Annotated in this window: 21 protein-coding genes; 15 read left to right on the forward strand and 6 right to left on the reverse strand. The window is 62.6% G+C overall.

Translation table 11 applies throughout. The annotated features are described in order from the left end of the window. The first annotated feature begins 17 nt into the window (after window positions 1-17). From VMA74_RS14930 to VMA74_RS14940, 3 genes are all read left to right on the forward strand, one after another. Complete coding sequence (locus tag VMA74_RS14930; RefSeq protein WP_325368321.1) at window positions 18-1,055, forward strand: aldo/keto reductase; 1,038 nt, start codon at window positions 18-20, stop codon at window positions 1,053-1,055. Next, window positions 1,052-2,515 (forward strand): NAD-dependent succinate-semialdehyde dehydrogenase, encoded by a 1,464-nt coding sequence (locus VMA74_RS14935; RefSeq protein WP_325368323.1) that lies wholly within the window; start codon window positions 1,052-1,054, stop codon window positions 2,513-2,515. Before VMA74_RS14930 ends, VMA74_RS14935 begins: the two co-directional genes overlap by 4 nt. Window positions 2,516-2,588: 73 nt before the next feature. Further along, entirely contained in the window at window positions 2,589-2,735 is a 147-nt protein-coding gene (locus VMA74_RS14940; protein WP_325368325.1) for a hypothetical protein, read from the forward strand. Window positions 2,736-2,956: 221 nt separating this feature from the next. Here VMA74_RS14940 and VMA74_RS14945 read toward each other — a convergent pair whose 3' ends face one another. The 3 genes from VMA74_RS14945 to pdhA all read right to left on the reverse strand — a co-directional run bounded on the left by VMA74_RS14945 (window position 2,957) and on the right by pdhA (window position 6,476). After that, a complete protein-coding gene (locus tag VMA74_RS14945; protein WP_325368327.1) occupies window positions 2,957-4,333 on the reverse strand; it encodes a dihydrolipoamide acetyltransferase family protein in 1,377 nt (458 codons plus the stop codon). A 73-nt stretch (window positions 4,334-4,406) separates the two neighbouring features. Further along, window positions 4,407-5,387 carry an alpha-ketoacid dehydrogenase subunit beta gene (locus tag VMA74_RS14950; RefSeq protein WP_325368329.1) on the reverse strand — a complete coding sequence of 327 codons (981 nt, stop codon included), beginning with the start codon at window positions 5,385-5,387 and terminating at the stop codon, window positions 4,407-4,409. 3 nt (window positions 5,388-5,390) lie between these two features. Continuing rightward, window positions 5,391-6,476: a pyruvate dehydrogenase (acetyl-transferring) E1 component subunit alpha gene (gene pdhA, locus VMA74_RS14955; RefSeq protein ID WP_325368331.1), complete on the reverse strand. Its 1,086-nt coding sequence runs from the start codon at window positions 6,474-6,476 to the stop codon at window positions 5,391-5,393. 266 nt (window positions 6,477-6,742) lie between these two features. On the opposite strand from pdhA, the gene VMA74_RS14960 reads away from it, so the two are divergent. Further along, window positions 6,743-7,591, forward strand: a complete 849-nt coding sequence (locus VMA74_RS14960) for a tryptophan 2,3-dioxygenase (protein ID WP_325368333.1) — start codon at window positions 6,743-6,745, stop codon at window positions 7,589-7,591. A 223-nt stretch (window positions 7,592-7,814) separates the two neighbouring features. Then, on the forward strand, window positions 7,815-9,323 hold the full coding sequence (locus VMA74_RS14965) for an oligopeptide:H+ symporter (RefSeq protein ID WP_325368335.1): 1,509 nt from the start codon (window positions 7,815-7,817) through the stop codon (window positions 9,321-9,323). A gap of 30 nt (window positions 9,324-9,353) precedes the next feature. Here VMA74_RS14965 and VMA74_RS14970 read toward each other — a convergent pair whose 3' ends face one another. Beyond that, on the reverse strand, window positions 9,354-9,845 hold the full coding sequence (locus VMA74_RS14970; RefSeq protein ID WP_325368337.1) for a MarR family winged helix-turn-helix transcriptional regulator: 492 nt from the start codon (window positions 9,843-9,845) through the stop codon (window positions 9,354-9,356). A gap of 114 nt (window positions 9,846-9,959) precedes the next feature. Here VMA74_RS14970 and hppD point away from each other — a divergent pair, with 114 nt between their 5' ends. The 5 genes from hppD to tpx all read left to right on the forward strand — a co-directional run bounded on the left by hppD (window position 9,960) and on the right by tpx (window position 14,137). Continuing rightward, window positions 9,960-11,054 (forward strand): 4-hydroxyphenylpyruvate dioxygenase, encoded by a 1,095-nt coding sequence (gene hppD, locus VMA74_RS14975; RefSeq protein WP_325368339.1) that lies wholly within the window; start codon window positions 9,960-9,962, stop codon window positions 11,052-11,054. A 54-nt stretch (window positions 11,055-11,108) separates the two neighbouring features. Beyond that, the gene (gene hmgA / locus VMA74_RS14980; RefSeq protein ID WP_325368362.1) at window positions 11,109-12,410 is read left to right on the forward strand and encodes a homogentisate 1,2-dioxygenase; all 1,302 of its coding nucleotides are present in this window, start codon (window positions 11,109-11,111) and stop codon (window positions 12,408-12,410) included. Beyond that, window positions 12,407-12,529 (forward strand): hypothetical protein, encoded by a 123-nt coding sequence (locus tag VMA74_RS14985; RefSeq protein WP_325368341.1) that lies wholly within the window; start codon window positions 12,407-12,409, stop codon window positions 12,527-12,529. Before hmgA ends, VMA74_RS14985 begins: the two co-directional genes overlap by 4 nt. A gap of 21 nt (window positions 12,530-12,550) precedes the next feature. Then, window positions 12,551-13,540 (forward strand): fumarylacetoacetate hydrolase family protein, encoded by a 990-nt coding sequence (locus VMA74_RS14990; protein ID WP_325368343.1) that lies wholly within the window; start codon window positions 12,551-12,553, stop codon window positions 13,538-13,540. A gap of 96 nt (window positions 13,541-13,636) precedes the next feature. After that, window positions 13,637-14,137: a thiol peroxidase gene (tpx, locus tag VMA74_RS14995; RefSeq protein WP_325368345.1), complete on the forward strand. Its 501-nt coding sequence runs from the start codon at window positions 13,637-13,639 to the stop codon at window positions 14,135-14,137. A 10-nt stretch (window positions 14,138-14,147) separates the two neighbouring features. On the opposite strand, the gene VMA74_RS15000 is transcribed toward tpx, so the two are convergent. Continuing rightward, window positions 14,148-14,561 (reverse strand): group III truncated hemoglobin, encoded by a 414-nt coding sequence (locus VMA74_RS15000; protein ID WP_325368347.1) that lies wholly within the window; start codon window positions 14,559-14,561, stop codon window positions 14,148-14,150. A gap of 106 nt (window positions 14,562-14,667) precedes the next feature. Continuing rightward, window positions 14,668-15,681, reverse strand: coding sequence for a type I glyceraldehyde-3-phosphate dehydrogenase (gene gap / locus VMA74_RS15005; protein ID WP_325368350.1), 1,014 nt, complete (start codon window positions 15,679-15,681; stop codon window positions 14,668-14,670). Window positions 15,682-15,843: 162 nt separating this feature from the next. On the opposite strand from gap, the gene VMA74_RS15010 reads away from it, so the two are divergent. The 5 genes from VMA74_RS15010 (at window position 15,844) to VMA74_RS15030 (ending at window position 20,655) form a co-directional block, all read left to right on the forward strand. Beyond that, complete coding sequence (locus tag VMA74_RS15010; RefSeq protein WP_325368352.1) at window positions 15,844-16,308, forward strand: OsmC family protein; 465 nt, start codon at window positions 15,844-15,846, stop codon at window positions 16,306-16,308. 52 nt (window positions 16,309-16,360) lie between these two features. Beyond that, complete coding sequence (locus VMA74_RS15015; protein ID WP_325368354.1) at window positions 16,361-17,173, forward strand: S1/P1 nuclease; 813 nt, start codon at window positions 16,361-16,363, stop codon at window positions 17,171-17,173. A gap of 281 nt (window positions 17,174-17,454) precedes the next feature. After that, a complete protein-coding gene (pyk, locus tag VMA74_RS15020) occupies window positions 17,455-18,927 on the forward strand; it encodes a pyruvate kinase (protein ID WP_325368356.1) in 1,473 nt (490 codons plus the stop codon). An 84-nt stretch (window positions 18,928-19,011) separates the two neighbouring features. After that, window positions 19,012-19,452 (forward strand): energy transducer TonB, encoded by a 441-nt coding sequence (locus tag VMA74_RS15025; RefSeq protein WP_325368358.1) that lies wholly within the window; start codon window positions 19,012-19,014, stop codon window positions 19,450-19,452. 198 nt (window positions 19,453-19,650) lie between these two features. Continuing rightward, window positions 19,651-20,655, forward strand: a complete 1,005-nt coding sequence (locus tag VMA74_RS15030; protein WP_325368360.1) for a class I fructose-bisphosphate aldolase — start codon at window positions 19,651-19,653, stop codon at window positions 20,653-20,655. The last annotated feature ends 96 nt before the right edge of the window (window positions 20,656-20,751 follow it).

Consider the following 20,751-nt stretch of genomic DNA (forward strand, 5'->3'; position numbering starts at 1 on the left):
GGATATCGGGAGACCGCATGCAATACATACGTCTTGGCCAATCCGGCCTAAAAGTATCGCGGTTGTGCCTCGGCACTATGAACATGGGTACGCCACAGTGGAAGCCGTGGATTTTCGATGAGGCGCGGAGCGAGCCGATCGTACGGCGCGCGCTGGAGGCGGGTGTCAACTTCATCGACCTGGCCGATTTCTATTCCATCGGCATGGGCGAGGAAGTGGTTGGTCGTATCCTCCGGCGCCTGGTACGGCGCGAGGAAGTCGTGATCACCACCAAGGTGGGTTACGACATGGGGGTGCATCCCAATGCTGGCGGCCATTCGCGCAAGCACATCATGGATGGCATCGATGGTTCGCTCGTGCGACTGGGCATGGATTACGTCGACATCTACATGTTGCATTTCTTCGACGTCAACACGCCTGTGGAAGAAACCATGGGCGCGTTGAACGATATCGTGCGCAGCGGCAAGGCGCGCTATATCGGCGTGTCCACCATGTACACCTGGCAGTTCGCCAAGATCATGCAGAGTTGCGAACGGCATGGTTGGGACAAGCCCATCAACATGCAATTGCAGCTCAATCTCGCATATCGCGAAGAGGAGCGCGAAATGGTTCCATACTGCGCCGACCAGGGTATCGGCGTGTCCGCGTTCAGCCCGCTGGCCGGCGGCCTGCTTCCCGGCGATGCGACATCCACGCGCAACCAGACGCATTTCTTCACCGCGCAGATGTACGGCGACAACGCCTCTCTGGCGATCGCCGCTTCCGCCGCCCGGGTGGCAAAACGTCATGGCGTATCGGCTGCACAGATCGCGCAAGCCTGGGTGCTGGCACGGCCGCATGTCGCCTGCATGCTGGTAGGGGCGGACTCTCCGGCTCAATTGGACAGTGCACTGGCTGCACTCGATACCAGGCTGGACGAAGAAGATTTGTACGAATTGGATCGCAACTACACCCCGTGCGACCTGATCAACGACTACACCGCCGGGCGCCGTATCGCGCGGGAGCCGCGTCCGGCGCAGGGAGTGTTTGCAAACCTCAAGGAGAAAACGGCATGAGCGATCACGATCGGAGTATGGAAACCAGCCTCCTGCACACCGGCCATTACATCAATGGCACCTGGCACACCGGCGCGGATACGTATCCCGTGCATAACCCGGCGACCGGCTCCGTCATTGCCGAGGTGGCCAAAGGGGGTGGCGCGGAGGCGCGACAGGCCGTTGACGCCGCTGCCGCAGCCTTCCCGGCGTGGCGTGCGCTGACGGCGAAGGAGCGCGGCAGCAAGGTGCGTCGTTGGGGCGAGCTGATGCTGGTACATCGCGAGGCGCTGGCCGAACTGCTGTCGCGCGAACAAGGCAAGCCGCTGGCCGAGGCACGGGGTGAAGTTGCCTATGCGGCCAGCTTCCTCGAATGGTTTGCGGAAGAGGCCAAGCGCACCTATGGCGATGTGATTCCCAGTTCGTCGCCGCATTCAAGAATGCTGGTCGTGCGTGAGCCGATCGGCGTGGTCGCTGCCGTCACGCCGTGGAACTTTCCCCTCGCCATGATCACCCGCAAGGCGGCGCCCGCGCTGGCAGCCGGTTGCACCATGGTGCTCAAGCCTTCGGAAGAAACGCCGCTGTCGGCCCTTGCGCTGGCTGCGTTGGCCGAACTGGCGGGCATTCCTGCTGGCGTGTTCAACATCGTCTCCGGTGATGCGGTGGCGATCGGTGCCGTACTTACGGGATCGAGCATTGTGCGAAAACTTTCGTTTACCGGCTCCACTCGCACCGGCAAGCTGCTTGCACGCCAGTGCTCGGATACGTTGAAGAAGCTTTCGCTCGAACTGGGCGGCAACGCGCCGTTCATCGTGTTCGAGGATGCCGATATCGATGCGGCAGTACGCGGTGCGATGGCATCCAAGTTCCGCAATACGGGACAGACCTGCGTATGCGTGAACCGTTTCTACGTGCAGAGCGGCATCTACGACGTCTTTACCCAGGCCCTCGCCGACGCCGCAAGCAAGCTGCGCGTCGGCAACGCCTTGAGCGGCGACTTCGAGCAAGGCCCGTTGATCAACCAGGCAGCCTTGAACAAAGTCCAGCAGCACGTGGCGGATGCCTTGAGCAAGGGTGCACGTATCCTGACCGGCGGCAAGCCGCACGAGTTGGGTGGCACCTTCTTTGAGCCCACCGTGCTGGTGAATGCCAGGCACGACATGCTGGTCGCCCAGGAGGAAACCTTCGGCCCTGTCGCCGCCTGTTTCCGTTTTGATTCTGAAGAAGAAGCGGTGGCGGCGGCCAACGATACGCCCTTCGGCCTGGCTGCCTATTTCTATACGCGCGACACGGCGCGCAGTTGGCGTGTGGCCGGCGCCCTGGAAAGCGGCATGGTGGGAATCAACGAGGGCATCATCTCCACCGAAGTGGCTCCGTTCGGCGGAGTCAAGGAATCCGGCCTTGGTCGTGAGGGTTCCAAATACGGCATCGACGAATACATGGAGTTGAAGTACCTCATGCTGGGTGGTCTGCGCGGTTAACGAAAACGAGGCACGCCGACGGCTGATATGAAATGGGGCGCAGCCCACGCCCCGCACGATGGAAGGAGCCATCATGGGTAGCGGAGATGGACAGGTACTGGTCGCGAAAGGACCTGACGGCTACAGAGATGGCGCCCGGCAGAAAGACGAAAAAATCCTGCTGGATGACGTGCCGCTCAACTTGTTTCATTGCAGGATCGCCGCGCTGGCTGCTCAATAAGGGTCGCCGGGCCGAAGATACTGTTCGACGTGTCGCAAGTGAAAATCAGATGACCGGTGCGAGATCTACGCAGCAGCTTGAAGTAAAAGTTGGAGACGGCATTCGGTCATCTTTTGTCCAGGAGCGACCTGGACAAAAACCAAGATACGAGGTTGGCGGGTTTGAGTGGCAAAAAAAGCGCCCATACCGGGCGCTTTTTCATTTCCAAGCGGCTTGATGGATCAGTTTGGCAGCGACAGATCATCCAGCAGCGCCTTCAGGAAGCGTGCGGCTTCCCCGCCGGTCGCGGCGCGATGATCGAATGTAAGGCTGATCGGCATGCGACGGTGTACTTCGATGCCACCCATCACCGCGACGACGTCGTGGCTGAGCTTGCCGGCGCCGATGATGGCGACACACGGCGGCACCACCACCGGCGTTGCATAACGACCCGCGAACATGCCGAAGTTCGACAGGCTGATGGTGTAGCCGCTGAGTTCGGAGGAGGGAATCGTGCGGTCTTCCACCTGCGCACGCAGGCGTTGGATGCCGGCGCGGATGCCGGCGCCGTCCAGTACGTCGGCATTGCGCAACGCCGGCACAAACAGGCCATCTTCCGTATCGACGGCAATGCCAATGTCCACGTGCGGATGCAGGGTGCGGGTGAGGTTCTTGCCGTCGAACCAAGCGTTGAGTGCGGGCACCGTCTTGCATGCGGTGACGATGGCGCGGATCAGCCGGGCGGTGATGTCCTGCTTGCCGATCCAGGCGTGCAGGTCGGCATCGTCCACCAGCGTGGTGGGCACCACGTTGGCATGCGCGTCGGCCATCACGCGCGCCATGTTACGGCGCACGCCCTTGAGCTGTTCCGGTTGGCCGCTGGCCTGCACGCTCGGCGGTGCGGTACGCACCGGCTTGCCGGCCAGCGACACGGCCGTGCGAGCCGGCTCCGGCTGCGGCAGTTCAGGGGCGAGATGACGACCGGCGGAGGCCGGCACCGCGCGAGGTGGCGCTGCGCCAAGCGCGGCGGTGCCGTTCGCTGCGGCGTTTTTCACGTCCTGCATGGTCACCACGCCATCGGCGCCGCTAGCGCGTACGCGCGTGATGTCGATCTTGAGCTTCTTCGCCAGGGCGCGCACAGCCGGGACTGCCTTGACGCCGCCGACGCTGGAGGCTTGTTCGACATGCACATGGCTGCCGCTGACCATCGCACCGACCACCGTGCCTTCGTCTTCGCGTTCGGCCTGGCCGTTGCTGGCTTCGATTTCGCCGCCCTGCGCCGATGCGGTGACTTTCCTCGCTTCCGCTGCGGCGGTTTTCTTGGGGCCATGATGGTGGCCGGTGGATTCGGCTTCCGCACGCTGCTTGGCGTTCGGATCGGGCTCGAATTCGGCCAGGGCGGCGCCGGTGTCGATCACGTCGCCGGCAGCGCCATGCAGCTTGGTGACCTTGCCGGTGTAAGGAGAAGGTACGTCGACGACCGCCTTGGCGGTTTCCATCGATACCAGCGGCGCGTCGAGCTTGATTTGATCGCCTTCCTTCACGTGCCACTCGACGATGGTCGCGTCGGGCAGGCCTTCGCCGAGGTCCGGTAGGTAGAACGTCTTGATGTCGGCCATGTTCGGAGTTCCGAAAAGTAGGTGTTTCGTTGTTGGCCCCTTCCACTGCAAGCAGGGGAAGGGGCTACGGGCATCAGCTGGCGGCGAGTGCGCGTTTGGCGGCTTCCACCACGCGTTCCACGCTAGGCAGGTATTTCATCTCCAGGCGGAACAGCGGGATGTGGGTGTCCCAGCCGGTCACGCGTTCCACCGGCGCGAGCAGGTCATACAGGCATTCCTCGGCGATGCGCGCGGCGATCTCCGCGCCGAAGCCGGCGGTCTTGGGCGCTTCGTGCAGGATCACGCAGCGGCCGGTTTTCTGCACCGATTCGGCGATGGTGTCGAAGTCGAGCGGTGTGAGCGTGGCCACGTCGATCACTTCCGCGCTGATGCCTTCCTCGGCCAGCGCATCGGCTGCTTCCAGCGCTTCCTTCACCTGGGCGCCCCAGGTCACGATGGTGACGTCGGTGCCGTCGCGCAACACGAAGCACACGTCGAGCGGCAGCGCTTCGCCGTCATCGGGCACTTCTTCCTTGTATTGGCGATAGATGCGCTTGGGTTCGAAGAACATCACCGGATCCGGATCGCGGATCGCGGCGAGCAGCAGTCCGTAGGCGCGTGCGGGCGACGAAGGCATCACCACGCGCAGGCCGGGAATATTGGTGAACAGGTGTTCGTTCGCTTCGGAGTGGTGTTCCGGCGCGCGAATGCCGCCGCCCCACGGCGCGCGCCACACGGCCGGCACGGTGAGGCGACCGCGCGTGCGGTTGCGCATGCGCGCAGCGTGGCAGGCGATCTGTTCCATCATTGGATAGATGAAGCCTTCGAACTGTGCTTCGGCGACCGGCTTCATGCCTGCGACAGCCAGGCCCACGGTAACGCCGGCGATGGTGGTTTCATCCAGCGGCGTGTCGAGCACGCGCAAGGCGCCGAATTTTTCTTGTAGACCTTGCGTGGCGCGAAATACGCCGCCGTTGACGCCGACGTCTTCGCCCAGCACGACGACGCTGTCGTCATGGGCCATTTCATAAGCAAGAGCCTGGGTGACGGCTTCGATAAGCGTGATCTGTGCCATGGCTTAGTGCGCCTTCTTGTCGAGCGAGAGCGCGAGGTCGCGCTGTTTGGCGAGGTCTGCGGGTACTTCGGCGAAGGTGTAGTCGAACATCGCCGTGACGGGTTGGGTCTTGGTCTGGAGGTAGGCGTTGACCTCGTTGTCCATCCACTCGTCGCACTCGGCTTTCCATGCTTCTTCTTTTGCGTCGTCCCATACTTTCTTGGCGACCAGCCAGTTGCGCAGGCGCTTCATCGGCTCCTTCGCCCAGGCGTCCTTCACCTCCTGCTCGCCGCGGTAGCGGCGGGCGTCGTCGGCGGTGGTGTGATCGCTCAGGCGGTAGGTAACCAGCTCCAGCACGCTGCCGCCTTCACCGTTGCGGGCGCGCTCCAGCGCATCTTCCATCGCCTTGCGTACGGCAATGATGTCGTTGCCGTCCACCTGGATGCAGTAGAGGCCGGCAGCGATGCCTTTCTGTGCCAGCGTCGGCGCACCGGACTGGATCTTGCGTGGTACCGAGATCGCCCACTGGTTGTTGACGATCACGGCGACCAGCGGCAGGTTCTGTGCGCCGGCGATGTTGATGGCGCCGTAGAAGTCGCCCTTGGACGAGCCGCCGTCGCCGATCGTGCACACGGCCACGCGCTTTTCGCCGCGGATCTTGAAGGCCAGCGCGCAGCCGGCTGCATGCAGGCATTGCGTGGCGATCGGTACCGACCAGGCGAAGTCATGGCGTGCAGGTTCTTTCTGGTAATCGTTACCGCGCTCGTCACCACCCCAGTACATGTACACCTCGCGCGGCTGCACGCCGCGGTAGAGCTGTGCGCCGTATTCGCGATAGCTCACGGAGAGTACGTCTTCCGGCTTCATCGCGCTGCCGATGCCGACGTGCGAAGCTTCATGACCAAGGCAGCTTGCATAGGTGCCAAGCTTGCCGGTACGTTGCAAGGCCACCGACTTGGCGTCGAACACGCGGGTGGACATCATCAGTTTGTATAGCTCGACCATGTGGTCGAGGTCCTTGGTGAATTCGGGCAGGTCATCCCTAACCTGCTTGCCTTCGGCATCAAGATATTGCAGGTATTCGATTTCAAACTTGGCGGCGATGGACACGACTCGCTCCCGGATGGGGTAGGGGAAAACGGTGCGGGGGAGGCGCGGCCCATCCAGTGGGGCCGGACGCGCTGAGGATGCTTTGACTATTTTACGTGGGCGTCACCACGTTGTGTGTGTAGTCGGAGCGTACTCTTTCGAACCCAGACAAACGCCAATTGATAGCAGGCGCCCTGCTGCGTCGCAAGCTACACTGCAGCATGCGAGTCCGTAGGTGGGGTTCGGCAGAACGGTTAACATTCCATTTTTGCGGGTTTGCGGGCGCCATGACGGAAAACCAGCGGGACCTCGAGGCAGGCATCGAACTCGACTTGAGCGGCCGGACGACGTATGGCGGCTATCTGCGGCTGGATCAACTGCTCAGCGCGCAACAGCCACTCACCCAGCCACCGCATCACGACGAAATGCTGTTCATCGTGATGCATCAGGTGGCCGAGCTGTGGATGAAGCTGCTCATTCATGAACTGACCTCGGCCATTGCGCATCTGCGCATCGATGACGTGAACGAGTGCCTGAAAATTCTTGCGCGCGTCAAGCACGTGCAGCGGCAACTGTTCGAGCAGTGGGCAGTGCTGGAAACGCTGACGCCGTCGGAATACCTGGAATTTCGCGACGCCTTGGGCTCTTCTTCCGGTTTTCAATCGCTGCAATACCGCATGATCGAATTCATGCTGGGCAACAAGAACGCGCAGATGCTCAAGGTGTTCGAGTATGACCCGGCGGCGCAGGCACGTTTGCGCAGTGTGCTGGAGGCGCCGGGTTTGTACGACGAATTCTTGCGTTATCTCGCACGCCGCGGGCATGCCGTACCGGCGGCGCGGATCGAGCGCGACTGGAGCGAACCGTATCAGCGCCATGAAGGCTTATTGCCGGTGTTCAAGCGCATTTACGAGCAGCGCGCGGCATTCTGGCCGGAGTACCACATGTGCGAGCAATTGGTGGACATCGAGGAGAGCTTCCAGCTGTGGCGGTTCCGCCATATGAAGACGGTGGAGCGGATCATCGGACATCGGCGCGGCACGGGTGGTTCCTCGGGGGTGGCGTTCTTGAAGAAGGCGCTGGATCTGGAGTTTTTCCCTGAGTTGCTGGATGTGCGGACGGTGCTTGGCACCTAGATCAAAGGCAAAACGGTAGCTTTCTCGTGGTTTTGTGATGCTGGGATTGCATCCCCGCCTGCGACCGCCAATCTTGTCCGGCGCTTTTGTGCGCCGTCAGGGATCAATTCCGCACAAAGGAGCGTCATGTCAGTACGCTTGCCGTATGGCCTTGTTGCATAGTGATTGACTTGGGTGTGCCTCGCCCATTACATCTTCCAGGTCCAATCCCAGGGGTATTCCCGTGAACCAGCATTCCGAAGCCGGCGTCCAGCCTACGCCCGACTTTCCGCAACTGTTCGGTCATCCGCGCCCCCTGTGGATGTTGTTCATGACGGAGTTCTGGGAACGCTTCGCGTATTACAGCTTGAGCTGGGTGCTGGCCTTGTACGCGGTCGCGCAGTTCTACCACGGTGATCCTGCCGGGCAGGGCTGGGCCAGCAGCATCTTCGGTGCTTACGTGGCGCTGGCGTTTGCCTTCGGCGTGTTCGGGGGCTATGTCGCCGACAAGATCATCGGCTATCAGCGCTCGATCCTGCTTGGCGCGGTGGTCATGTCGGCGGGCTTGTTCGTGCTGATGATTCCTAGCCGTGACGCCTTGCTGTTCGGCCTGGCGATGGTGATCGTGGGTGATGCCTTGTTCAAGCCGAACATTTCCTCGATGGTCGGGCAGCTCTATCCACCTGGCGATGAGCGCCGTGATCGCGGCTTTACGCTGTTTTACATGGGCATCAACTGCGGTGCCTTCCTGGCACCGCTGATCACCGGCTGGATGGCCAGCTATTTCACCAAGACGCCGCTGCAGCAGAACTTCCGCATCGTGTTTGCGGCGGCCGGCGTGGGCATGCTGTTGAGCCTGTTGTGGTTCTGGTTCGGGCGGCGTGGCTTGCGCGGTGTCGGGCGTCCGTCACCGGGCTGCGAAAGCCGCATGCGTGTGCTGCAAGTGGTGGTGGGCGTGGCGATTGCCGTGCCGGTGACGTACTTGCTGCTGGCCAAGCTCGGTGCGGTCGGCCTGCAATGGGTGATGGGTGCACTGTTCGTCGGCATGGTGGTGGTGTTGATTGCCGAAGCCCTGCGCCACGATCGCGTGCAGCTCCATCGCGTGATCGCCATGCTGATCATCTTCGCCTTCAACGTGCTGTTCTGGGTGTTCTATTACCTGTTCGGCACCACCTTCAATTTCCTGGCCGAGAACCTGGTCGACCGGCAGATGTTCGGCGGCTGGGTGTTTCCCGTTGGCTGGTTCCAGGCGATGACGCCGCTGTGGGTGGTGGCGCTGGCGCCGCTGACCGCGCTGGCCTGGGGTTGGCTGTCCAAGCGCCACAAGGAGCCTTCCATTCCGCGCAAGTTCGGCTTGGGCCTGATCTTCGAGGGCGTCGGCTTCGTAAGCCTGATCTATGCGCTGTCGCACCTGCTCGATAGCCGTGGTCTGATTCCGTTCTGGCCGCTGGCGATGTGTTACCTGTTCCAGTCGGTGGGCGAGCTGTGCCTGTCGCCGATCGGGCTGTCGATGGTGACCAAGCTGGCGCCGCCGCGCCTGGTTGGGCTTGGCCTGGGTGGATGGTTCCTGTCCACCGCCTTGGGTGGCAACCTCTCCGGCATGCTCGCCTCGCACATCAGCGGCGCTACCGGCATGACCGCGGCCTCGGCGCTGAGCGGGTTCACCTTTTGCTTCTACGTGCTGGCAGGCTCAGGCGTGCTGCTGCTGCTGATTTCGCCGCTCGTGAACCGCTTGATGCATGGGGTGAAGTAGCCGGCCGGGAGCCGGCGGCGCTGAGGCGTTTCAGCGCTCGCCCGGCTTCATTCCGGGCATATTTTCCAGCAGCTTGTCCAGGATCTGCATCAGCCACTGACGTTCGTTCTCGTCCAGCTTGGCGAGCAGCTCTCGCTCGTGCGCGCGTGCCATCGGCGCCACGTCGTCATGAATCAGCCAGCCGGCCTCGGTCAGGCTCAGCACCGAGCGCCGCTTGTCGTTGCCGTGGGTTTCCCGGTGCACGCGGCCTGCTTCGACCAGGCCGGCCAGCGCGCGGCTCACCGCCACTTTGTCCATTGCCGTGCGTTCGGCCACTTCGCGCGCGGAAAGTCCGTGGAAGCGAGCCAGCACCGCCATCACGCGCCATTCGGTCATGCTGAGGTCGTAGCGGCGCTGGTAATCGTTCGCGATCGCCTGGCTCACCGTGTTCGAAAGAATCGACAGTTGATACGGCAGGAAGCGTTCCAGTTCGAGTGGGGCGTGTTCGGCTCCGGCGGGTGCGGGCTTGCGCGGATGGGACATTTGCGGCGGTGTTCCTTGCAATTAGTTTCAACTGTAACTATAAGGGTGGTTTAGTCCAGATGGTGGCACGCTGACACTGCCGCCGTCGCGCATCGGCTTTTCCAGGAGAGCGCCATGAACGCCCAACCCAATCTCGGCATGCACGTCACCACCTTCGAGAACCCCATGGGCATCAACGGATTCGAATTCGTTGAGTTCGCCGCCCCGGCAGGCCGCAGCGGTGATCTGCATAGGTTATTCCAGAACATGGGTTTTACGGCGGTGCTCAAGCACAAGCGCCGGCCGATCACCGTGTACCGCCAGGGCGACGTGAATTTCCTGGTCAATGAAGACCCCGATTCCTTCGCCGCCGATTTCGCCGCCAAGCATGGCCCTTGCGCCTGCGGTTTCGCGATCCGCTTCAAGAGGCCGGCCAACGACGTGCTCAAGGCGGTGCTGGCCAATGGTGGCGAGATTCCGGCCGGCAAGGTCGATACCAAGGCGGTGAATGCGCCGGTCGTGAAGGGCATCGGTGACTGCATGCTGTATCTGGTGGATCGCTACGGCGACGCCGGCAGCATCTATGCCGGCGACTACGAGCCGGTACCGGGCGCCGATCAACATCCGGCCGGGTTCGGCCTGACCTTCATCGACCACCTCACGCATAACCTGTACTTCGGCAATATGCAGCAGTGGTCCGACTACTACGAGCGCTTGTTCAATTTCCGCGAGATCCGTTATTTCGACATCAAGGGCGCGAAGACCGGCCTGGTATCCAAGGCGATGACCGCGCCGGACGGCATCGTGCGCATTCCGCTCAACGAGTCGAGCGATCCGAAGAGCCAGATCAACGAGTACCTCGATGCCTATCATGGCGAAGGCATCCAGCACATCGCCTGCTTCACCGACAACATCTACGAAACGGTGGAGGCGATGCGCGCGAAAGGCGTGGCGTTCCTGGATACGCCCGATACGTATTTCGACGTGATCGACATGCGCATTCCGAACCACGGCGAGGACGTAGCGCGCCTGGCCAAGAACAAGATCCTGATCGACGCCGATCCGGAGACCAAGCAGCGCAAGCTGCTGCAAATCTTCACGCAGAACAATATCGGCCCGATCTTCTTCGAGATCATCCAGCGCAAAGGCAACGAGGGCTTCGGCGAAGGCAACTTCCAGGCGCTGTTCGAATCCATCGAGCGCGACCAGATGCGCCGTGGCGTGCTGTAAATTCAAAGCCCCTCTCACGCCGGGAGGAGTCTGGACGAGGTTAGAGTGAGCTTGATGATGCAATCGAACGGCTACCAATCCGGCTTCGGCAACGAATTCGCCAGCGAGGCCATCCCGGGCGTTCTGCCGCTGGGGCAGAACTCGCCGCAGCGCGTTGCGCATGGTTTGTATGCAGAACAGCTTTCCGGCAGCGCCTTCACCGCGCCACGCCATGCCAATCGCCGCAGTTGGCTGTACCGCATTCGGCCGGCTGCGATGCACAAGCCGTTCGAGCAGCTGGCGCACCCAAGCTTCCACAATCGCTTCGACGAGGCGCCGGCCACGCCGAATCAGCTGCGCTGGGACCCCTGGCCGCTACCATCGCAGCCAACGGATTTCGTCGATGGCCTCGTCACCCTCGCCGGCAACGGCGGCCCGGCCGAGCAGGCCGGTTGCGGTATCCACGTGTACGCCGCCAATCGCTCGATGCAGGGGCGCTTCTTCTATAACGCGGATGGCGAGCTGCTGATCGTGCCGCAGCTGGGCCGGCTGCACATCGCCACCGAGTTGGGCGTGCTGGAGATCAAGCCGCTGGACGTTGCCGTGATTCCGCGTGGCGTGCGTTTTCGCGTGGAACTGCTGGATGCCGAAGCACGCGGCTACGTGGCGGAAAACTTCGGCGCGCTGTTGCGCTTGCCGGATCTCGGCCCGATCGGCGCCAACGCCATGGCCTTGCCGCGCGATTTCCTGGCGCCGCACGCGGCCTATGAAGATGTCGAAGGCGATTTTGAACTGATCGCGAAATTCCAGGGCGCGCTGTGGAAGGCGAGCATCGGCCATTCGCCGCTGGACGTGGTGGCCTGGCATGGCAACTATGCGCCCTACAAATACGATCTCACGCGTTTCAACACGGTGGGCTCGATCAGCGTCGATCATCCCGATCCGTCCATCTTCACCGTGCTGACGTCGCCTAGCGACACGCCCGGCACCGCCAACGTCGACTTCGTGGTTTTCCCGCCACGCTGGCTGGTGGCCGAGCACACCTTCCGGCCGCCGTATTTCCATCGCAACGTCGCCAGCGAATTCATGGGCTTGATCGAAGGCGTGTACGACGCCAAGGCCGGCGGTTTTGCGCCGGGCGGCGCCAGTCTGCACAACTGCATGAGCGGGCATGGCCCGGATGCGGCAACCTTCGAGAAGGCCAGCAAGGCCGACGTCAGCAAGCCGGATCACATCACCGGCACGATGGCCTTCATGTTCGAAACGCGCAAGGTGATTCATCCCACCAGGCAGGCGCTGGATGCGCCGCAGCTGCAGCACGATTACTACCAGTGCTGGCAAGGCATTGCCAAGCATTTTGATCCGGAGCGTGCGTGAAGCACGCGTGGCTCGTTATCGCTGAGGTGGCCGTGCTCGCCGGTTGTGGCTGGCAAAATAACCCGGTGGCGCGCGTTGGCGTGCCGCTGCAGATCGATTACGTGGAAGGTTGCGGTTAACGCAACCGCTGGAGTGAATGCATGAAACTGGGCAGTCTCAAGGAAGGCGGCCGCGACGGCACACTGGTCGTGGTCAGCCGCGATTTGCAGCGGGCGGTGAAAGCCACCGGCATCGCTGTGACCATGCAGGCGGCGCTGGACGATTGGTCGAACGTCGCGCCGCGCCTGAATGCCTTGTCGGATGAACTCAATGCAGGCAAGGCGGCCGGCGCGTTTGCGCTGGACATGTCCGTGCTCGCGGCACCGCTGCCGCGCGCTTACGAATTCGTCGATGGTAGCGCCTATCTGCCGCACGTCGAGCGCGTGCGGCGCGCGCGCGGGGCGGAAGTGCCCGAGTCCTTCTACGTCGATCCGCTGATGTACCAGGCAACCAGTGCGGGCTTTCTCGGGCCGCGCGATCCGGTGGTGGTGCCGAGCGAGGATTACGGCATCGACCTGGAAGCCGAAGTGATCGTCGTTACCGACGATGTGCCCATGGCGGCGAGCGCAGCGCAGGCTGCCGGCCATATCCAGCTCGTTGGCCTGATCAACGACGTCAGTTTGCGCAACCTGATTCCAGGCGAACTCGCCAAGGGGTTTGGCTTCCTGCAATCCAAGCCGCGTTCGGCGTTGTCGCCGGTGTTCGTCACGCCCGACGAACTCGGCGATGCCTGGCAAAGCGAGAAGCTGCACCTGCCGATGCGCACCTGGCTCAACGGCAAGTGGTTCGGCGAAGCCGAATGCGGTGTCGACATGCAGTTCAATTTTGCGCAGCTGGTCGCGCATGCCGCCAAGACCCGGCCGCTGACCGCGGGCACCATCGTGGGCTCCGGCACCATTGCCAACCAGGACACCAGCAAGGGCGCCTCCTGCCTGGCCGAACAGCGCACGGTGGAAACGCTGCGCGACGGCAAGGCGAGTACGCCGTTCCTGACGTTCGGCGATACGCTGCGGATCGAGATCACCGACACGCATGGCGCGTCGATCTTTGGTGCGATCGAACAGGTGATCGCGCCTTTGAAAGCGTCCTGATTGACCTGACACAGTCAACCATCGAAAAAGGTGACGCGCCGGGACATCGGCGCTATCTTCCGGCGATCCCTTTCTCACAGACGCCAGGAGATTCGCATGTCCCAAGTCACCCTCAAGGGCAATCCGGTCCAAGTCGATGGCCAGCTACCGGCCGTCGGCAGCAAGGCGCCATCCTTCAGCCTCGTCGCCAAGGATCTTTCCGACGCCACCCTCGCCAGCTTCGACGGCAAGCGCAAGGTGCTCAATATTTTCCCCAGCGTCGATACGCCCACCTGCGCCACCTCGGTGCGCAAGTTCAACGAAAAAGCCAGCCAGCTCGACAATACCGTCGTGCTATGCATCTCGGCGGATTTGCCGTTTGCGCAAGCGCGTTTCTGCGGTGCCGAGGGCTTGAGCAACGTGGTGACGCTCTCGACCATGCGTGGCCATGATTTCCTCAAGCACTACGGCGTGGCGGTCGCATCCGGCCCGTTGGCTGGCGTCGCGGCGCGTGCGGTCGTGGTATTGGATGAGCACGACAAGGTGCTGCACACCGAACTGGTCGGCGAGATTGCCAACGAGCCCAATTACGATGCGGCGCTGAAAGCGCTCGCTTGAGTACGCACGCTCAACGCTGACCGACTACGGGAACGGCGAATGGACTGCCGCCGAGGCGCTCCGGCAGTCCTATCCCCAACCGTAGGCTGCGCCCGATGCGGTCGGCATGTTCAAGCATGAGCTTGGCGTCGTTCTCATCCAGCACCTCGCGCGTCGTGACCTGCCACAACGCCAGCCAGCGCTCGAAATGTTCGGTGCGAATGCCAGGCTGCATGCGGTGTACCGCCATCGGGTTGCCGCGATAGCTGTTGGCCCGTAAAGCCACGGAACTCCAGAAGGAGGTCAGCGTGCGCTTGTGTTCGTCCCAGTCGTGCACGGCGGCGTTGAAAACGGGGCCAAGCAGGGGATCGACGCGCACCTTATCGTAGAAGCGATCGACCAGCCGGGCGATCTGCGAAACGTCGAGTATTGATGGTTCTTGCATCCATTCATGCTACCACCGGCGGATCGATTGGCTCTGCGACAAGAGGCCGCTGCGGGCAAGAAAAAAGCCGGGAAAACCCGGCTTTTTTGCAGCGTTATGGCTGAGCTCACTTCGCCGCCATCAATGCCTTGGTCATGTCCAGCATGCGGTTGGAGAAACCCCACTCGTTGTCGTACCAGCTGAGCACTTTCACCAAAGTGCCGCCCATCACGCGCGTCTGCGTGGAGTCGTAGATGGAGGAGTGCGAGTTGTGGTTGAAGTCGATCGATACCAGCGGCTTGGTGTTCACCGCCAGGATGCTCTTCAGCGGGCCATTGGCGGCTTCGTTGATAGCGGCGTCGATTTCTTCCTTGCTGGTATTGCGTGCCGCGACGAAGGAAAGGTCCACCACCGACACGTTGATGGTCGGCACACGGATCGCAAAGCCGTCGAGCTTGCCGGCCAGTTCCGGCAGCACCAGGCCCACGGCAGCGGCGGCGCCGGTCTTGGTCGGGATCTGTGAATGCGTGGCCGAACGGGCGCGGCGCAGGTCGGAGTGATAGACGTCCGTCAGCACCTGGTCGTTGGTGTAGGCGTGGATGGTGGTCATCAGGCCATGCACGATACCGATCTTCTCGTGCAGTACCTTGGCCAGCGGCGCCAGGCAGTTGGTGGTGCAGGAGGCGTTGGAGACCACCTGGTGCGCGGCGGTGATCTTGTCGTGGTTCACACCAAAGACAAAGGTGCCGTCCACGTCCTTGTCGCCAGGGGCGGAAATGATCACCTTCTTGGCGCCAGCCGCGAGATGCGCGCCGGCCTTGGCCTTGGAGGTGAACAAGCCCGTGCATTCCAGCACGACGTCGATGCCAAGGTCAGCCCAGGGCAGCTTGGACGGGTCGCGCTCGGCGCAAACCTTGATGCGGTCGCCATTGACGACCAGCTCGCCGCCATCCACCGACACGTCACCCGGGAACTTGCCATGCGCGGTGTCGTACTGCGTGAGGTGCGCGTTGGTCTCGGCGTTGCCGAGATCATTCACCGCGACGATCTGGATTTCGTTCGTGCGCTTGGCTTCGTACAGCGCGCGCAGGGTATTGCGGCCGATACGACCGTAACCATTGATGGCGACCTTGATGGCCATGAGACAGCGTCCTCCAAAGGAATGATGGGGCAGCGAAGCGGCAGCCAGAGGGGCCGCCGAAACTCGCATTCTAGCCCGAACCGGTGCCATCCCTCCTACGGGGCGTCCGGGGCGTTGCGGAATCGTGCATGATGCGCTGCCACCCCGCATTGAGAACGCGCTATGAGCGAAGAAAAATCCATTGAGCTGACGCTGGAACAGACGGGCGAATATGAGTTCCGGGTGCGCTTCGATGGCACTTCGATACCTGAGATGACCACGGACGAAAGTGCTCCCTTGGGAAGTGACGCCGGACCCAATCCCTCACGCCTGTTGACGGCGGCGGTGGCCAATTGCCTGTCTGCCAGCCTGTTGTTCGCCTTGCGCAAATACAAGAACGCGCCCGACAAGCTGGCCGCCAAGGCACGCGCAGTGCTGGACCGCAACGAACATGGCCGCTGGCGCATCCAGGGTGTCAAGGTGGATGTGCAGCTGGCCCAGGCGATGTCCAGCTTCGAGCACGCCGATCGCGTCTTGGCCCAGTTCGAGGATTTCTGCATCGTGACCCAGAGCGTACGCCAGGGTGTGGCGGTGGACGTTACCGTGCGTGATGCCACCGGCGCCGTGGTGCACAGCAGTCTGGTCTGATTGTCATAAGGTGTATGGCATCATCCGCGGTTCGATGATCAGGGTTTCCAGCATGCTTCCCGTACGCCACCTTGCCGCTGCCTTGTTTGCGACCTTGGCGATTACGCCTTCGGCCTACGCGTGGGGTCCGCTCGGGCATAGCGTGGTGGCGGCGCTGGCGCAGCGGCATCTGAGCCCGGCGGCCGAGACGGAAGTGGAGCACCTGCTGGCGCTGGACCACACCCACTCACTGGCCGACATCGCGAGTTGGCCCGACGAGATCCGTAACGACCCCAAGCAACAGGATCTGTGGAAGCAAACGCGTTCGTCGCACTACATCGACTTTCGCGATCCGTCCTGCAAGTACGTGCGACCGCGCGATTGCAGGAATGGCCAGTGCGTGGTGGAGGCCATTCCTCACTACCTCGCTATCCTGGGCGACCGTAGGCAGCCGGATGCCGTGCGGCTGCAAGCGCTGAAGTTCGTGGTGCACTTCGTGGGCGATATTCACCAGCCGCTGCACGCGGGGTATCGTGACGACGCGGGCGGCAACGCCTACCAGGTGCAGTTCCAGGGGCAGGGCATGAATCTGCACAGGGTGTGGGATTCGGGCCTGCTCAACACACGCGGTCTGAATGGGAAGGCCTATGCGCAGCGGCTCGACGCCGAAGGCATCGCCCCGCTGCCGCCGCCGATCGCTCCATTCGACAAGCCTGCCGCGCAGTGGGCGGAAGAATCCTGCCAGATCACGCGCGACATCTATCCTGCCAATCACAAGATCGACCAGGCTTATATCGACGCCGAATTGCCGGTGGCCGACAGTCGCCTGCGCGAAGCGGGCAGGCGGCTGGCTGAGGTCTTGAACCTGGCCCTGCAGAATGGCTGACCGATACGCGGACGAGATGGCGGTTTTGTGACGCTCGCCGGGTACGTCGGCGCGTATCGATGACCATGCGCAAAGGTATCGACCCTGCGAGCAAGCAGCCGAACAGATGAAGGGGCTGCGCAGATGGGATAAACCCATTTACGTCTAGCCGTCCAATCGCAGGCGCCCGCTTTGCGGCAGTGCCGCACGCAATCTTGCATACGTTTGCACGCAAAAAGATATTGCAGGGTCGCCATGGTGTTCTGTTAGTCTCGTCCGACAAATTTCAAAAACTCCCCGCAATGGCTACTGACACTCACTCTCGCCGCACCAAGATCGTCGCCACCCTGGGCCCGGCCACCGACGCGCCCGGCATGCTGGAAAAAATTATTGCCGAAGGCGTCAACGTCGTGCGCCTCAATCTCTCGCATGGGCAACCCGACGACCATCGCGCGCGCGCGGCGGCAGTGCGCAAGGCGGCCGAAAAGGTTGGCTGCGAGGTGGGCATCCTGGCCGACTTGCAGGGGCCGAAGATTCGCGTGGAGCGTTTCGCCAACGGTCCGATCGAGTTGCGTGATGGCGATCCGTTCGTGCTCGATTGCCGCGCTGACGCACCGCCCGGCGACACCACGCGCGTGGGCGTGAGCTACCTCGGCTTGCCCAAGGACGTGAATGCGGGCGACATCTTGTTGCTGGACGATGGCCTGGTGGCACTGACGGTGCTTGAGGTGGCCGGCACCGAAATACGTTGCCAGGTACTGATCGGCGGACGTCTTTCCGACCGCAAGGGTTTGAATCGCCAGGGCGGCGGCTTGTCCGTCGACGCGCTGTCCGACAAGGACAAGGCGGATATCAAACTGGCCGCGGAGATCGGTGCGGATTTTCTTGCGGTGTCGTTCGTGCGCTCTGCCGCCGACATGGACCTCGCGCGCCGCTTGCTCAAGGAAGCTGGCGGCAACGCCTCGCTGGTGGCAAAGATCGAGCGCGCGGATGCGATCCCGGTGCTCGGTGAAATCATCGATGCTTCCGACGTGGTAATGGTGGCGCGTGGCGACCTTGGCGTGGAAATCGGCGACGCCGAACTGCCGGGCCTGCAGAAGAAGATCATCCGCGAAGCCGTGCAGCGCAATCGCGCCGTCATCACCGCGACGCAAATGCTGCAATCGATGGTGCGCTCGCCGATCCCCACGCGTGCCGAAGTGCTGGACGTGGCCAATGCGGTGATCGATGGCACCGATGCCGTAATGCTGTCCGAAGAATCGGCCGCAGGCGCACATCCGGACAAGGCGGTGGCGGCACTGCGCCGCATCTGCCTGGGCGCCGAGCGCCAGTTCGAGCCGACGGAAGATCTCACCAGGGATTTGCACCATCTCGATCGCACCGATCAGGCCATCGCGCTGGCAGCCATGCTGCTGGCCAGCAAGATCGGTGTGCGCGCGATCGTGGCGTTGACCGAATCCGGCGCCACCGCGCAGTGGCTGTCGCGCTACCGCAGCGCGGTGCCGATCTACGCACTGTCACCGTTCGATGATGCCCGCCGCCGCATGCTGGTGCTGCGCGACGTGCAACCGGTGAAATTCACGCACGACACCTTGAACCCGGCCGTTTCGGCGCGCGAAGCGGTGCGCCAGCTGTTCGGCGCGGGCAAGCTTTCCGAAGGCGATCGCGTGGTGCTTACGCACGGCGACCACATCGGCAAGGGCGGCGGTACCAATACGCTCAAGCTGCTGTCGGTGGGAGCGGATGGCGTGGTGGAAAGCCTGCGCGATCTTTAAGCAGCGCAATGCCGACCCGCGCCGGATTGGCGCGGGTTGGCTAGACTGGCGCCACGTCCCCACAGTTACATCGGAGGTTCCGCCATGCGCACGATTCGTTTCGCTCCATCCCTGCTTGTGGCCGCACTGCTGGCAGCCGGCATGCCGGCGGTGGCGCAGGAAGCGCGCCGGGTGGCCCCGGAGCAACTCCCCAACGACTGGCTCCTGCTCAACCGCGATGTCTCGGTCGACGTGCCCAACAGCGGCGTGAATATCTATAAGCCAAGCTGCATCGCGGTCACCTACCTGATCGGTACCGACGGCGTGCCGATGAACGTGCGGGTGGCCAAGATGGTCCCGCCCAGCGATCTGGGCAAGGCGGCAGTGAGTGCGGTCTCCCACTTCCGCTACGGTCCGTCGCTGACCAATAAAAATCACATGCCGGTCGATACTTACTACGTCGTTCCGTTCAATTCCCCCGACGACCCCGCCCAGCGCGCACAGCTGATGGCGCCCTGCAAACTGCCCGGCTACGGCCAGGGCTGACCCCGCAGAGGCAGGCCCTGAGGATGCTCTGATTTAATCCAGCGCAGTCCGCAGCGGCCCGCGCCCAATTAGACAGAGCATCCTAAACGCCCCAATTACGGGTTGGGGCTATAATTGCGCGCTTTCCATTTGTCCGCCCGCTGGGGCGGCCTCCCTCCCTTGCGGCCTCGCGCCGCCAAAGTTTCACGGAGTCGTCCAATGAGCATTGAAGATCTCGAGAGCGTTGCCCTGGCCATGGTGGCACCCGGCAAGGGCATCATCGCCATCGATGAATCGACCAACACGATCAAGAAGCGCTTCGAGGCGGTCGGCATCGAAAACACCGAGGAAAACCGCCGCGCCTATCGCGAGCTTCTGCTCACCACGCCGAACCTCTCCGAGCACATCTCCGGTGCCATCCTGTACGACGAGACGATCCGTCAATCCACCAAGGATGGCGTGCCGTTCACCCAGATCATGAAGAAGCACGGCATCATCCCGGGCATCAAGGTGGACAAGGGCACCGTGCCGCTGGCCGGCTTCCCGGGCGACGTGATCACCGAAGGCCTCGACGGCCTGCGCGAGCGCCTGGCCGAGTACGTGAAGCTCGGCGCCCAGTTCGCCAAGTGGCGTGCGGTGATCAACATCAGCGAAGACAACCCCAGCTCCACCGCCATCGAAGCCAATACCCAGGCGCTGGCCCGCTACGCCGCGCTCTGCCAGGAAGCCGGCCTGGTGCCGATGGTCGAGCCGGAAGTGATCATGGACGGCGACCACAGCATCGAGGTGAGCTACGAAGTGCACGAAGCCGTGCTGCGCAGCCTGTTCAATGCGCTGTATGAGCAGAACGTGCTGCTGGAAGGCACCATCCTGAAGGTCAGCATGGTGATTCCGGGCAAGGATGCGGACGAACAGGCCGACGTCGAGGAAGTGGCCGAGGCCACGGTACGCGTGCTGAAGACCACAGTGCCGGCCACGCTGCCGGGCATCGTGTTCCTTTCCGGCGGCCAGACCGACGAGCAGTCCACCGCGCACCTCAATGCCATGAACCGCATGGGTCCGCATCCGTGGCCGCTGTCGTTCTCCTACGGCCGCGCCATGCAGCAGGCTGCGCTGAAACTGTGGTCGCATGACATGAAGAGCAATTACGGCGAAGCGCAGAAGGTGGTGCACGCACGCGCCAAGGACAATGGCCTGGCTGCACTCGGGCAGTGGAAAGGCTGATCGCCTCGCCGCCACCGTAAACAAAAAGAGCGCCGCAGGGCGCTCTTTTTGTTGGAGCTGATATCACGTTTGATTAGAAGCGATATTCCACCGACG

Source organism: Dyella sp., assembly GCF_035508675.1.
Taxonomy (GTDB): domain Bacteria; phylum Pseudomonadota; class Gammaproteobacteria; order Xanthomonadales; family Rhodanobacteraceae; genus Dyella_B.

Excerpts from the sequence above, each read along its gene's own strand:
- VMA74_RS14930 (WP_325368321.1), top strand. The coding sequence starts at position 18 with ATGCAATACATACGTCTTGGCCAATCCGGCCTAAAAGTATCGCGGTTG.
- VMA74_RS14935 (WP_325368323.1), top strand. The coding sequence starts at position 1,052 with ATGAGCGATCACGATCGGAGTATGGAAACCAGCCTCCTGCACACCGGC.
- VMA74_RS14940 (WP_325368325.1), top strand. The coding sequence starts at position 2,589 with ATGGGTAGCGGAGATGGACAGGTACTGGTCGCGAAAGGACCTGACGGC.
- VMA74_RS14945 (WP_325368327.1), bottom strand. The coding sequence starts at position 4,333 with ATGGCCGACATCAAGACGTTCTACCTACCGGACCTCGGCGAAGGCCTG.
- VMA74_RS14950 (WP_325368329.1), bottom strand. The coding sequence starts at position 5,387 with ATGGCACAGATCACGCTTATCGAAGCCGTCACCCAGGCTCTTGCTTAT.
- VMA74_RS14960 (WP_325368333.1), top strand. The coding sequence starts at position 6,743 with ATGACGGAAAACCAGCGGGACCTCGAGGCAGGCATCGAACTCGACTTG.
- VMA74_RS14970 (WP_325368337.1), bottom strand. The coding sequence starts at position 9,845 with ATGTCCCATCCGCGCAAGCCCGCACCCGCCGGAGCCGAACACGCCCCA.
- hppD (WP_325368339.1), top strand. The coding sequence starts at position 9,960 with ATGAACGCCCAACCCAATCTCGGCATGCACGTCACCACCTTCGAGAAC.
- hmgA (WP_325368362.1), top strand. The coding sequence starts at position 11,109 with ATGATGCAATCGAACGGCTACCAATCCGGCTTCGGCAACGAATTCGCC.
- VMA74_RS14990 (WP_325368343.1), top strand. The coding sequence starts at position 12,551 with ATGAAACTGGGCAGTCTCAAGGAAGGCGGCCGCGACGGCACACTGGTC.
- tpx (WP_325368345.1), top strand. The coding sequence starts at position 13,637 with ATGTCCCAAGTCACCCTCAAGGGCAATCCGGTCCAAGTCGATGGCCAG.
- VMA74_RS15000 (WP_325368347.1), bottom strand. The coding sequence starts at position 14,561 with ATGCAAGAACCATCAATACTCGACGTTTCGCAGATCGCCCGGCTGGTC.
- gap (WP_325368350.1), bottom strand. The coding sequence starts at position 15,681 with ATGGCCATCAAGGTCGCCATCAATGGTTACGGTCGTATCGGCCGCAAT.
- VMA74_RS15010 (WP_325368352.1), top strand. The coding sequence starts at position 15,844 with ATGAGCGAAGAAAAATCCATTGAGCTGACGCTGGAACAGACGGGCGAA.
- VMA74_RS15015 (WP_325368354.1), top strand. The coding sequence starts at position 16,361 with ATGCTTCCCGTACGCCACCTTGCCGCTGCCTTGTTTGCGACCTTGGCG.
- pyk (WP_325368356.1), top strand. The coding sequence starts at position 17,455 with ATGGCTACTGACACTCACTCTCGCCGCACCAAGATCGTCGCCACCCTG.
- VMA74_RS15025 (WP_325368358.1), top strand. The coding sequence starts at position 19,012 with ATGCGCACGATTCGTTTCGCTCCATCCCTGCTTGTGGCCGCACTGCTG.
- VMA74_RS15030 (WP_325368360.1), top strand. The coding sequence starts at position 19,651 with ATGAGCATTGAAGATCTCGAGAGCGTTGCCCTGGCCATGGTGGCACCC.